Here is a 12,489-nt window from a genome sequence, read left to right on the forward strand (position 1 = left end):
CGTCATGGCGTCAGACGGGCCGACGAGCCGAGATGACCTTGGTGTTCACGCCCGCCCAGTGCAGCCCGCCGAAGAGGCGCGCATGCTCGATCTTGACGCAGCGGTCCATCACCGACTCGAGCCCGGCGGCGCGCACCAGCGCGTCGGCCTCGAGGTTCTTCACGCCGATCTGCTGCCACAGGCACCGCGCGCCGATTGCCACGGCCTGTTGCGCGATCGGCAGCACGTCCTCGGTGCGGCGGAACACGTCGACCAGGTCGACCGGGTGGGGGATGGCCTCGAGGCTCGGCCAGCAGCGCTCGCCGAGGATGGACTGGTAGCGGGGATTGACCGGCACGATGCGGTAGCCGTGCTCCTGCATGTACTTGGCGGCGAAGAAGCTCGGCCGGTGCCACTCGGCCGACAAGCCGACGATGGCGAGCGTCCTGCAGGTCTTGAGGATGCGGCGCAGCTCGGAGATGTCGTCGGCCATGCGGCGACGATAGCGCAAGCGAAGGCACCGTCGACCGGTCAGGCGCCCAGCCGCGCCGCCAGCGCGTCGACCCGCTGCATGTTCTCGGCCCGGAAACCGCCGGGGTTCGCACGCATCCGGGCCTGCACACTGGCGATGGCGCGCGCGCCCTCGGCGCGCAGCTCCGGCGTCCAGGCGGCGTCCTCGGTGGCCAGCAGGAAGTTCAGCAGCCGGCTGCGCTGCGCGACCGTGCCCAGGGTCTGGAAGCGTTCGTACGGCAGGTAGGCCAGTGCGGCCTGCACCGCCTCGCGCGAACGCAGATGGTCGCGTTCCAGCGTCGCGCTGGCCTCCTGCCGCGCCTGCGCCTCCGGGCCCACCAGCGCCGCCACGAGCGCCTGCACCGACGGCGACGGCGCCGCTGCGGCCGCCATGACCGGCGCCGGAGTCGGTGTCTCACGCGGCGCCTTCTGTGCAGCGGGCGGTGCCGGCGCGGCGGCGGCCCTCGGTGCCGGCGCGGGGGCCGGCGCCGGTGTGGCCGGTGGCGGTTCGGGCACAGGCGCCGCGGCGGGCGGAGCCGGAACCGGGGGCGCCTGCGTCGCCGCCGGCGGCACCGGCGCGGGTGCGGGCGAAGGCGCGACGGCCACGTCCGGCGTCGCAGCGGCCGTCGGCGTCGGCGGCGCCGGCGGCTCCTGCAAGGCGAACCACGCGCCACCCGCCGCGGCGACGGCCAACAGCGCCGCCCCGGCCAGCATGGGCGTGCGCGAGCGCGGGGTGTCGCTGCGGCCGACCGGCGCCAGCCCGAGCCGCGCGACGAGTTCGCGCACGTTCGAGTCCCAGGTCTGGTGGCTGATCTCGAAGCCGTTGCGAAAGGCGAGCGGCTTCAGGTCGTCGGGCAGCGCGTCGGCTGACGGCATGCGCGCGTCCTGCACCAGCACCGGCGTGACGGCCACGTTGCGCTGCAGCGCGGTCGCGATCTCCAGCCGCACGAAGTCGTTCGGCTGCTCGAGCCGGCGCTGGCCGGCCGCGTCGCGTGCGTCGGCCCAGCCGCGGCCGATCAGCGCCAGCATCACCTCGCAGTCGTCGAGCCGCTGGCGCAGCACCTCGCGGAAGTCGCGCCCGAGCGCGATGTTGTCCACGTCCATGAAGACGCGCTCCGCGCCGAGCTGCTGTACGAGGCTGTTGAACAGTGCACGCGCCTCGCCCGCCGTGCTGTCGCGCCGGTAGTTGATGAAGACGATGCCCATCGTGACCTCCCGGGACGCGACTGTCGCGGCCCGCCGGCCGCCTTGTCAACGCCGCGGAAAGGCCCGGCAGTGCCGGGCCCCCTGTCTCCTCGCGTTGCGCCTTACGCGTGCTTCTTGTCGAAGAACTGCTCGTCCTCGGTCGAGCCCTTCAGCGCGGCGGTCGAGGCCTGGGCCTCGATCGTGGTCGTCACCGCATCGAAGTAGCCGGTGCCGACCTCGCGCTGGTGCTTCACCGCGGTGAAGCCACGCTCCGCGGCGGCGAACTCCTTCTCCTGCAGCTCGACGAAGGCGCTCATGTTGTTGCGCGCGTAGCCGTAGGCCAGGTCGAACATCGAGTAGTTCAGGCTGTGGAAGCCGGCCAGGGTGATGAACTGGAACTTGTAGCCCATCGCGCCGAGCTCGCGCTGGAACTTGGCGATGGTCGCGTCGTCCAGGTTCTTCTTCCAGTTGAACGAGGGCGAGCAGTTGTAGGCGAGCAGCTTGCCCGGGAACTTGGCGTGGATCGCGTCGGCGAACTTCTTGGCGAACACCAGGTCCGGCTTGCCGGTCTCGCACCAGATCAGGTCGGCGTACGGCGCGTAGGCCAGGCCGCGGCTGATCGACTGCTCGAGGCCGTTCTTGGTGCGGAAGAAGCCTTCGACGGTGCGCTCGCCCGTCAGGAAGGGCTTGTCGTTCTCGTCCACGTCGCTGGTGACAAGGTCGGCGGCTTCGGCGTCGGTGCGCGCCAGCAGAATCGTCGGCGTGCCCATCGTGTCGGCCGCCAGGCGCGCGGCGACGAGCTTGGCCACCGCTTCACGCGTGGGCACCAGCACCTTGCCGCCCATGTGGCCGCACTTCTTGACCGAGGCGAGCTGGTCCTCGAAGTGCACGCCGGCCGCGCCGGCGTCGATCATGGCCTTCATCAGCTCGAAGGCGTTCAGCACGCCGCCGAAGCCGGCTTCCGCGTCGGCCACGATCGGGGCGAAGTAGTCGATGTCGTTCTTGCCCTCGCTCCACTGGATCTCGTCGGCACGCTTGAAGGTCGCGTTGATGCGCTTGACGACCTTGGGCACCGAGTCCACCGCGTAGAGCGACTGGTCGGGGTACATCTCGCCGTTGCTGTTGGCATCGCCGGCGACCTGCCAGCCCGACAGGTAGATCGCCTTCAGGCCGGCCTTGACCTGCTGCATGGCCTGGTTGCCGGTGAGCGCGCCGAGCGAGTTGATGAAGGGCTCGGTGTTCAGCAGGTTCCACAGCTTCTCGGCACCGCGCTTGGCCAGCGTGTGCTCGATGGGCACCGAGCCGCGCAGGCGCACCACGTCGGCGGCGCCGTAGCCGCGCTGGATGCCCTTCCAGCGCGGGTTGGTCGCCCACTCCTTCTCGAGGGCGGCGATCTGTTGTTCACGGGTCGGGTTCGTCATGGGACCTCCGGTCAGTTGAGAGACAAGGCATTGAGCCGAAACGATGGCTCTAGCCTACGCCCGGAGAGAAGCGCTGCGAAGACTTATGTCTTATAGAAGACTAAAAATCTTTCTTCATTAAATCAACAACTTACGCGCATCATTCCAGGATGCGAAGTGTCATCCTTCACAATGAGAAAAAATGCGGCAGCGCAGCAAGGCCCCGTTCCGGATCCCGAAACGGCTGTCGTGGATCGTGAAATCAGCCGGCGGCGCCGATCCACCGCGCATAGAAGCGCGCGGCGAGGCGCTGCTGCGCGGCCAGGTGACGCGCCGCATCGGCGCGCATCGCCGCGCCGCTTTGCACGCTCGGGCAGGTCTCCTGAAGCGCGAGGTAATGCGGGTCGTCGCAGGCCGACCAGACGGCCAGCTTGTGCTCGTCCACCTCGACGTGGAACTGCAGGCCCAGGTGCGGGCCGATCGCGAAGGCCTGGTGCGGACAGGCCGGGCTCGAGGCCAGCAGCGTGGCCCCGGCCGGCAGGTCGAAGGCCTCGTAATGCCACTGGTACACCACGGCCTGCTTGCCCGCGCCGAACCAGTCGCTGGCCGCGGCGTGCGGCTCGATGCGAACGGGCTGCCAGCCGATCTCCGGCGCTGGCGACGCACCGATCCCGGCCCCGAGCGCCCGCGCCATCAACTGGCCGCCGAGGCAATGGCCGATCACCGGCACGCCGGCCTGCATGGCCGCGAGGATGAGGCGCTCGGCCTGGCGCAGCGAAGGCAGTGGATCGTTGGCGCTCATCTCGCCGCCCAGCACCGCGAGCGCGCCCCAGGCGTCGATCTGCGCCGGGTAGGCCTGCCCGGCGCTGCTGTCGAACACCTGGAACGGCAGCCCCTGCTGGCGCAGCCAGGTGGCGAGGTAACCCGGCCCGTCGCTGGCCATGTGCTGCAGCACCAGCACCGGCTTCACGCACACACCTCGGACAGGAAGGCTCCCACCGCGCCGACCAGCCGCTCGATGTCGGACGCCCCGGTCTGCGGCGCGACCAGCAGCATGTTGTGGAAGGGCGTGACCAGCAGCCCGCGGTTGAGCAGGTACAGGTGCAGTGCCTGCTCGAGCGGCGCATTCATCGCGGCGCGCGCGGCGGCCGCGTCGGCGGGCGTGACGGCGCAGAACTGCAGCTCCATGCGGGCCCCCAGCCGCGTGACGGTCCACGGCACGCCGGCCGCGGCGATCACCTCGTCCAGGCGCTGCTCGAGCAGCGCCGCGTGCGCCAGCATGCCGGCGTAGACCGCCGGTGTCATCACCTCGGCGAGCTGGGCCTGCAGGGCCGCCAGCGCGAGCAGGTTGGCCGACAGCGTGGTGCCGATGCCCGAGTGGCCGTCCGGCGCGGCGCGCTTGGCAGCCTGCATGCGCGCGTCGACCGCCTCGGTGAAGCCGTAGACGGCGCAGGGCAGGCCGCCGGCCACCGCCTTGCCGACCACGATGACATCGGGCTGCAACCCCTGCTGGCGGCCCTGCCCGCCCCAGCCGCTGCTGATGGTGTGTGTCTCGTCGAGCACCAGCAGGCAGCCGTGTTCGGCACAGGCGCGCTGCACGTCCTCGAGAAAGCCCGGCCGCGCCGGAACGAGGCCGCAGTTGGTCAGCGCCGGCTCGGTGAGCACGCAGGCCACGTCACCCCGCGCCAGTGCGGCACGCACGGCCGCGGCATCGTTGAACGGCACCACCACCGTGCCGAGCGCCAGGTCGTGCACCTGGCCGAGCAGGCTGGCGCGGGTCAGCGTGCGGCCGTCGCCGGCACGGTCGACCAGCGTGTCGTCCACGGTGCCGTGGTAGCAGCCGTCGAACACCAGCACCTTGGGCCGGCCGGTGATGGCGCGCGCCCAGCGGATCACGAAGCGGTTCGCGTCGCTCGCGCTCAGCGTCATCTGCCAGCGCGGCAGGCCGAAGGTGTGCGCGAGCAGGCGACCGACCTCGGCGCTGCGCACCGACGGCAGCATGGCCGTCAGGCCCTGCGCCGCCTGGCGGGCGATCGCCTGCGCCACCGGTTCGGGGCTGTGGCCGAACATCGCGCCGGTGTCGCCAAGGCAGAAGTCGACGATCTCGTGGCCGTCCGCATCGACGAGCCGGTTGCCAAGGGCGTGTTCGACGTGCAGCGTGGCCGGCGTCGGCCAGTCGCGCATCCAGTGCATCGGCACGCCGAACAGGTAGTGCCGCGCATCCTCGGCGGCGAGCGCCACGCTGCGCGGATGGGTCTCGACATAGCGCGTCAGCTCGGCCGCGTGCAGGGCGGCCAGGCGCGCGCGGTCGGGGCAATGGCCATCGGTCCGTATCATCGCGGCCCGAGTGTGCATCAGCAGCCCCGATGAGCGCCTTCGCCTTTCTCTCCCACCACACCTTCCTGAAGGCGCCGCCGGCCGGCGTGGACACGCCGTTCGCCGTGGCCGGCATTGCCTGGGACGGCGCGGTCACCAACCGCCCCGGGGCGCGCATGGGCCCGCGGGCGATCCGCGCCGCCAGCCACATGCTGTGCGACGCGATCCACCCGCTGTTCGACCTCACGCCCAGCGGCCGGCTCGGCGATGCCGGCGACCTGGAACTGCCCAACACCAGCCTGGTGGCGATGCGCGAGGCGATGCACGCGCCCGTCGAGCGCCTGATCCGCGCGCACCACATGGCCTGGCTGGGCGGCGACCATTCGATCACGCTGGCGCTGCTGCGCGCCTACCGCGCCTGGCTCGGCCGGCCGCTCGCGGTGATCCATTTCGACGCCCATTGCGACACCTGGGAAGACCATTTCGGCGAGCCGAGCGGCCACGGCACCTGGGTCTACGAAGCGATCCGCGAAGGCCTGGTCGTGCCGGAGTGCTTCACGCAGATCGGCATCCGCTCGGCCGGCGTGCGCGCGGCGCGCGAGTACGTGCGCGACCAGGGCGGCCAGATCTTCACCGCACGCGACCTGCGCGGCCTGGAGAACCCGGCGCAACTGGCCCCGGTGCTCGAGGCGATCCGCGCGCGCCAGGCCGCGCACGGCCACCCGCCGCTCTACCTGAGCCTGGACATCGACTGCCTCGACCCCGCCTTCGCTCCCGGCACCGGCACGCCCGAGCCGGGCGGAATGAGCACCAATCAGGTGCTGACGCTGCTCGAGGAGACGGCCGGGCTGCCCTTCGTCGGCATGGATTGCGTCGAGGTGGCCCCGCCCTACGACCACGCCGAACTCACCAGCCAGGCCGCTGCGAACTTCGTCTGGACCTACCTCTGCGCCCGCCTGTCCGGGGCTTGATCTGCCGCAGATGCTGCGTCGCAGCAGTGCTAAGAATGGGGCGTCACCACGAGGAGTACCCATGGCTGCAGCAGCGAAGCACCCCCAGCCGACCGATTTCCGCGCGCTCGACGACTGCCACCAGCAGATCGCCCAGCACCTGGAGCGTCTCGGCGCGCTGATGGATCACCTGGACCGCGAGGGCGTGGACGATCACGCCCGCAGCGAGGCCGACACGATCGAGCGTTTCTTCAGCACCACCTCGCAGCGCCACCACCTGGACGAGGAGACCAAGGTCTTCCCGCAGCTGCTGGCCTCGACCGACGTCGACCTCGTCGCCACCGTGCGCATGCTGCAGCAGGACCATGGCTGGATCGAGGAGGACTGGCTCGCGATCGCGCCCCAGCTGCGCGCCATCGCCGCCGGCTACAACTGGTACGACCCGGCCGAGCTGCGCCACGCGCTGCAGGTGTTCCTGGAGCTGTGCCGCGAGCACATCGCCCTCGAGGAATCGCTGATCTACCCCGAGGCCAAGGCCCAGGCCGAGAAGCTGCAGCGCCGCCGCGCCGCGCTGCCGCCGCTGGTGTTCAGAGCGGGAGCGCCGTCGTCCTCTTGACGGTGCGCAGCACCAGCATCGAGTTCGAGCGCGCCACGCCGGGCAGGTGCATCAGCACCTGCGAGTGGAAGCGCTCCAGGTCCTCGGCGTCGCGGTAGGCGAAGCGGATCAGGTAGTCGTTCTCGCCGGCCACGTAGTAGCAGTCGAGGATCTCGGGTGTGGCGCGCACCGCGTTCTCGAAGGCCTCGAGCAGCGGCGTGTTCATGCTCTCGAGGTTGATGATCGTGTAGCTGATGCCGTGCTTGCCCACGGCCTTCGGGTTCAGCAGCGCGACGTACTGCGCGATGACGCCGGAGTCCTCGAGCGCCTTGACGCGCCGCAGGCAGGCCGAGGGCGAGAGATGCACGCGTTGCGCGAGCTCCAGGTTCGAGAGCCGGCCCGCTTGCTGCAGCTCGGTCAGGATGGCCCGGTCTATCGCATCCAGTTGCACGTCGGCGGCCTTGAGTCGCATCGGATTGACTTTGTTGTTCGATTCTTCGAATGATATTGCAGTAACCGGGGTGAACCCGGCGCGATTGCGCAAGCACATTGCGCGCCGGTTTCTCTAGACTGAGTCTGTAGCGGATTGCACACTTGCCCGCACTCAGGCCCGGCCCCGGAGAGCCCCGATGAACAAGCCGATCGACCCCGCCGTCCTCGAGGTGCGCCAGACCGCCGCGCAGCACCCGCATGCGCTGGACGCCTACTGGATGCCCTTCACCGCGAGCCGGCAGTTCAAGGCCGCGCCGCGCCTGCTCGCGAAGGCCGAGGGCATGCACTTCTGGACGCCCGAGGGTCGCCAGGTGCTCGACGGCATCGCCGGCCTGTGGTGCGTGAACGCCGGCCATGCACGGCCGCGCATCGTGCAGGCGATCGCGCAGCAGGCCGCCGAGCTCGACTTCGCGCCGCCCTTCAACATGGCGCACCCCAAGGCCTTCGAGCTGGCCGAGCGCCTGGTGAAGATCGGCCCGCCGGGGCTGGACAAGGTGTTCTTCACCAACTCGGGCAGCGAGGCGGTGGACACCGCGCTGAAGATCGCCGTGGCCTACCACCGCGCCCGCGGCGAAGGCACCCGCACCCGGTTGATCGGCCGCGAGCGCGGCTACCACGGCGTCAACTTCGGCGGCGTGTCGGTGGGCGGCATGGTCGGCAACCGCAAGTCCTTCGGCCCGCTGCTCGGCGGCGTCGACCACCTGCGCCACACGCACGACCTCACGCGCAACGCCTACAGCCGCGGCGTGCCGCAGCATGGTGCGGAACTGGCCGACGACCTGGAGCGCCTGGTCGCGCTGCACGATGCCTCGACCATCGCCGCGGTGATCGTCGAGCCGGTGGCCGGCTCGACCGGCGTGCTGCTGCCGCCCAAGGGTTACCTGGAGCGCCTGCGCAGCATCTGCGACAGGCACGGCATCCTGCTGATCTTCGACGAGGTCATCACCGGCTTCGGCCGCCTCGGCGCGCCGTTCGCCTCGACCTTCTTCGACGTGACGCCGGACCTGATGACCACCGCCAAGGGCATCACCAACGGCTGCGTGCCGATGGGCGCGGTGTTCGCGAAGCGGCACATCCACGACGCCTTCATGACCGGGCCGGAGCACCTGATCGAGTTCCCGCACGGCTACACCTACTCGGCCCACCCGCTGGCCTGTGCCGCGGCGCTCGGCACGCTCGACACCTACGCCGAGGAAGGCCTGCTGGTGCGCGGCGCGGCCATGGCCAAGCCCTTCGAGGACGCGCTGCACTCGCTGCGGGGCCTGCCCGGGGTGATCGACATCCGCAACATCGGCCTGGTCGGCGGCATCGAGCTCGAGCCGATCGCCGGGCAGCCCGGCAAGCGGGCCTTCGAGGTGTTCCTCAAGTGCTGGGAGCGCGGCGTGCTGATCCGCACCACCGGCGACACGATCGCGCTGTCGCCGCCGCTGATCATCGAGAAGCAGCACATCGAGCAGCTCGTCGGCACGATCGCCGACGTGCTGAAGGGTGCGGCCTGACCGGGTCCTTATGTCGCTGCTGCGCATCGATCAGAACCTGACGAAGCACTCGTACTACGCGGCCACGGCGCCGCGCGAGCAGCGCCATCCCGCGCTGCAGGCCTCGCTCGACTGCGACGTGGCGGTCGTCGGCGGTGGCCTGGCCGGGCTGTCGGCCGCACTCGAGCTGGCCGACCGCGGCTACAGCGTCGTGCTGCTGGAGGCGCGCCAGGTCGGCTGGGGTGCCTCGGGCCGCAACGGCGGGCAGGCGCTGGTGGGCCTGGCCTGCGACCAGTCGGTGATCGAGTCGCAGCTCGGCCGCGAGGCGGCCCGCCGCGTGTGGGACATGACGCTGGAGGCAATCCGCCTGATCCGCCAGCGCTGCGAGCGCTTCGCGATCGACTGCGACTGGCGCGACGGCTACCTCAGCCTGGCCGTCAACGAGCGCAAGGCGCGCGAGCTGCGCAACTGGCAGGTGCAGATGCAGCGCGACTACGGCTTCGAGACCACCTGGATCGAACCGGCCGAGATGCCGCGCTGGATCGCCAGCCCGCGCTTCCACAGCGGCCTGCACGACCGCTTCAGCGGCCACCTGCACCCGCTCAAGTACAGCCTCGGGCTGGCCCGCGCCGCCGCCGGCCTGGGCGTGCGCCTGTTCGAGGACTCGCCGGTCATCGGCATCGAACCCGGCCCGCCGCCGAAGCTGCGCACGGCGCAGGGCTCGGTGAGCGCCTCGCACGTGCTGCTGGCCGGCAACGTCTACCTGCAGGGCCTGGCGCCCGCGCTGGAGAGCCGGGTGATGCCGGTCGGCACCTACATCGTCGCCTCGGCGCCGCTCGACCCGGCGCTCGCGGCCGCGCTGATCCCGTCCGGCGCGGCGGTGTGCGACACCAACTTCGTGCTCGACTACTTCCGCCCGACGGTCGACCAGCGCCTGCTCTACGGCGGGCGTGTCAGCTACAGCACGGCGACGCCGATCAACCTCGCCTCGAGCATGCAGCGCCGCATGGCGCGCACCTTCCCGCAGCTGAAGGACACTCCGGTCGAGTACAGCTGGGGCGGCTTCGTCGACATCTCGATGAACCGCGCGCCGGATTTCGGCCGCCTGTCCGATCGCCTCGCCGACAAGGCGCCGGGCTGGCGCAACGTCTACTACCTGCAGGGCTTCTCGGGCCATGGCCTGGCGCTCACCGGCCTGGCCGGCAAACTGGTGGCCGAGGCGATCGCCGGCGACGCCGAACGCTTCGACACCTTCGCACGCATCCGCCACCACCCGTTCCCCGGCGGCCGGCTGCTGCGCATGCCGGCGCTGGTGGCCGGCATGGCCTATTACCGACTGAGGGACATGCTGTGACCGCGACCGCCAAGCCCCTGGTGCTGGTGCCTTCGTGCAACCGCATGATCGGCCAGCACCCGTATCACATCGCCGGGCACAAGTACGTCGACGCGGTGCGCCTGGCCGGCTGCCAGCCACTGGTCGTGCCGGGTGCCGATGCGCAGGAGCTCGAGGTGCTGCTGGCGATGGCCGACGGCGTGTTCCTGACCGGCTCGCCGTCGAACGTGCACCCGAGCCACTTCGGCGAGGCGGTGCACGACCCCGCGCTGCCGCTGGACCCGGCGCGCGACGACTGGACCCTGCCGCTGATCCGCGCCGCGCTGGCACGCGGCATCCCGCTGTTCGGCATCTGCCGCGGCTTCCAGGAGACCAACGTGGCGCTGGGCGGCTCGCTGCACCAGGCGGTGCACGAGGTCGAAGGGCAGCACGACCACCGCGCGCCCGAGGGCGCCGACGCCGAGGTCGCCTACGGCCCGGCGCACCCGGTGGACGTGCAGCCCGGCGGGCTGCTGGCCGGCATCCTCGACGCGCCACGCATCCAGGTGAACTCGGTGCACGGCCAGGGCATCAAGCGCCTGGCGCCGGGCCTGCGCGTCGAGGCGCGTGCGCCGGACGGCCTGGTCGAGGCCTTCTCGGTGCCCGAGGCACCGGCCTTCGCCCTGTGCGTGCAATGGCATCCGGAGTGGCAGGCGGCCCAGAACCCGTTCTCGATGCGCCTGCTGCGCGCCTTCGGCGTCGCCTGCGCGGCCTACCGCGACCGCCCGCGCGCGCCCCAGCCATCGCGCTGAGCGTGCCGCGCCCCGCCCACCGGCGGGACCAGAATCCGCAGGCCGGCACGACCGGCCTGCCTACAACCCCAGGTGACCCCATGGTAGACAAACAGAACTTCGGCTTCGCCGACCTCGAACAGTGGTTGAACGAACGCCGTGTGACCGAAATCGAATGCCTCGTGCCCGACCTCACCGGCGTGGCCCGCGGCAAGATCCTGCCGCGCGAGAAATTCACCGAGGACCGCGGCATGCGGCTCCCGGAGGCGGTGGTGGCGATGGGCGTGACGGGCGAGTTCCCCGAGGAAGGCCCGTACTACGACGTCATCACGCCGACCGACCGCGACATGCACCTGCGCCCCGACCCGAGCACGGTGCGCATCGTGCCCTGGGCGGCCGACCCGACCGCGCAGGTGATCCACGACTGCTTCGACCGCGACGGCACGCTGGTGCCCTTCGCGCCGCGCTCGGTGCTGCGCCGCATCTGCGACCTGTACGACGCCGAGGGCTGGAGCCCGGTGGTCGCGCCCGAGCTCGAGTTCTACCTGATCGAGCGCAACTCCGACCCGAACACCCCGCTGCGCCCGCCGCGCGGCCGCAGCGGCCGCAGCGAGACCTCGCGCCAGGCCTACTCGATCGACGCGGTCAACGAGTTCGACCCGCTGTTCGAGGACATCTACGAGTACTGCGAGAAGATGGAGCTGAACGTGGACACGCTGATCCACGAGGTCGGCGCCGGGCAGATGGAGATCAACTTCTTCCATGCCCATCCGCTGGGCCTCGCGGACGAGGTGTTCTTCTTCAAGCGCACCATCCGCGAGACCGCGCTGCGCCACGAGATGTACGCCACCTTCATGGCCAAGCCGATGGCCAACGAGCCCGGCAGCGCGATGCACGTGCACCAGAGCATCGTGGACAAGGCCAGCGGCCGCAACATCTTCAGCAACCCGGACGGGACGCCCTCGAAGTACTTCTACTGGTACATCGGCGGGCTGCAGAAGTACACGCCCGCGGCGATGGCGCTGTTCGCGCCCTACGTCAACTCCTACCGCCGGCTGGCGCGCTCGACCGCCGCGCCGATCAACATCCAGTGGGGCACCGACAACCGCACCGTGGGCATCCGCTCGCCGGTGGCCGGCCCGGCGGCGCGCCGCATCGAGAACCGCGTGATCGGTGCCGACGCCAATCCCTACGTCGCGCTGGCGGCCACGCTGGCCTGCGGCTGGCTGGGCATGAAGAACAAGATCGAGCCGAGCCCCGAGTGCAAGGGCGACGCCTACCTGTCGGAGTACCAGCTGCCGCGCTCGCTGAACGAGGCGCTGAACTGGCTGGCCGAGGAGAAGGACCTGCACGAGGTGCTGGGCAAGGAGTTCATCACCGTGTACTCGGAGGTCAAGGAGATCGAGTACGAGGAATTCATGAAGGTGATCTCCCCCTGGGAGCGCGAGCACCTGCTGCTTCATGTTTGAGATTGGAGACCC

Annotated in this window: 12 protein-coding genes; 6 read left to right on the top strand and 6 right to left on the bottom strand. The window is 70.6% G+C overall.

The window, feature by feature from the left end:
• Positions 1-10 precede the first annotated feature (10 nt).
• The 5 genes from D9C15_RS24140 to D9C15_RS24160 form a co-directional block, all read right to left on the bottom strand.
• Positions 11-472 (bottom strand): CoA-binding protein, encoded by a 462-nt coding sequence (locus D9C15_RS24140; protein WP_128001113.1) that lies wholly within the window; start codon positions 470-472, stop codon positions 11-13.
• 38 nt (positions 473-510) lie between these two features.
• Positions 511-1,695: a TIR domain-containing protein gene (locus D9C15_RS24145; RefSeq protein WP_128001020.1), complete on the bottom strand. Its 1,185-nt coding sequence runs from the start codon at positions 1,693-1,695 to the stop codon at positions 511-513.
• Positions 1,696-1,796: 101 nt separating this feature from the next.
• Positions 1,797-3,095, bottom strand: coding sequence for an isocitrate lyase (gene aceA, locus D9C15_RS24150; protein WP_128001021.1), 1,299 nt, complete (start codon positions 3,093-3,095; stop codon positions 1,797-1,799).
• Between the two features lie 241 nt (positions 3,096-3,336).
• Complete coding sequence (locus D9C15_RS24155; protein ID WP_128001022.1) at positions 3,337-4,044, bottom strand: type 1 glutamine amidotransferase; 708 nt, start codon at positions 4,042-4,044, stop codon at positions 3,337-3,339.
• Positions 4,041-5,411: a transaminase gene (locus D9C15_RS24160; protein ID WP_128001023.1), complete on the bottom strand. Its 1,371-nt coding sequence runs from the start codon at positions 5,409-5,411 to the stop codon at positions 4,041-4,043. The genes D9C15_RS24155 and D9C15_RS24160 overlap by 4 nt, the downstream gene beginning before the upstream one ends.
• A 29-nt stretch (positions 5,412-5,440) precedes the next feature.
• On the opposite strand from D9C15_RS24160, the gene D9C15_RS24165 reads away from it, so the two are divergent.
• The gene (locus D9C15_RS24165) at positions 5,441-6,361 is read left to right on the top strand and encodes an agmatinase (RefSeq protein ID WP_128001024.1); all 921 of its coding nucleotides are present in this window, start codon (positions 5,441-5,443) and stop codon (positions 6,359-6,361) included.
• A 61-nt stretch (positions 6,362-6,422) separates the two neighbouring features.
• Positions 6,423-6,956, top strand: coding sequence for a hemerythrin domain-containing protein (locus D9C15_RS24170; RefSeq protein ID WP_128001025.1), 534 nt, complete (start codon positions 6,423-6,425; stop codon positions 6,954-6,956).
• Here D9C15_RS24170 and D9C15_RS24175 read toward each other — a convergent pair.
• Positions 6,928-7,407 carry an Lrp/AsnC family transcriptional regulator gene (locus tag D9C15_RS24175; RefSeq protein WP_128001026.1) on the bottom strand — a complete coding sequence of 160 codons (480 nt, stop codon included), beginning with the start codon at positions 7,405-7,407 and terminating at the stop codon, positions 6,928-6,930. The two genes, D9C15_RS24170 and D9C15_RS24175, sit on opposite strands and share 29 nt — an antisense overlap.
• Positions 7,408-7,564: 157 nt before the next feature.
• Here D9C15_RS24175 and aptA point away from each other — a divergent pair, with 157 nt between their 5' ends.
• The 4 genes from aptA (at position 7,565) to D9C15_RS24195 (ending at position 12,477) form a co-directional block, all read left to right on the top strand.
• On the top strand, positions 7,565-8,926 hold the full coding sequence (aptA, locus tag D9C15_RS24180) for an omega-aminotransferase AptA (protein WP_128001027.1): 1,362 nt from the start codon (positions 7,565-7,567) through the stop codon (positions 8,924-8,926).
• A 10-nt stretch (positions 8,927-8,936) separates the two neighbouring features.
• On the top strand, positions 8,937-10,259 hold the full coding sequence (locus tag D9C15_RS24185; protein ID WP_128001028.1) for an NAD(P)/FAD-dependent oxidoreductase: 1,323 nt from the start codon (positions 8,937-8,939) through the stop codon (positions 10,257-10,259).
• 44 nt (positions 10,260-10,303) lie between these two features.
• On the top strand, positions 10,304-11,029 hold the full coding sequence (locus tag D9C15_RS24190; RefSeq protein ID WP_240668580.1) for a gamma-glutamyl-gamma-aminobutyrate hydrolase family protein: 726 nt from the start codon (positions 10,304-10,306) through the stop codon (positions 11,027-11,029).
• Positions 11,030-11,109: 80 nt separating this feature from the next.
• Positions 11,110-12,477 (top strand): glutamine synthetase family protein, encoded by a 1,368-nt coding sequence (locus tag D9C15_RS24195; protein ID WP_128001029.1) that lies wholly within the window; start codon positions 11,110-11,112, stop codon positions 12,475-12,477.
• Positions 12,478-12,489: the final 12 nt, after the last annotated feature.

Source organism: Piscinibacter defluvii, from assembly GCF_004011805.1.
In the GTDB taxonomy this organism is placed as follows: domain Bacteria; phylum Pseudomonadota; class Gammaproteobacteria; order Burkholderiales; family Burkholderiaceae_C; genus Piscinibacter; species Piscinibacter defluvii.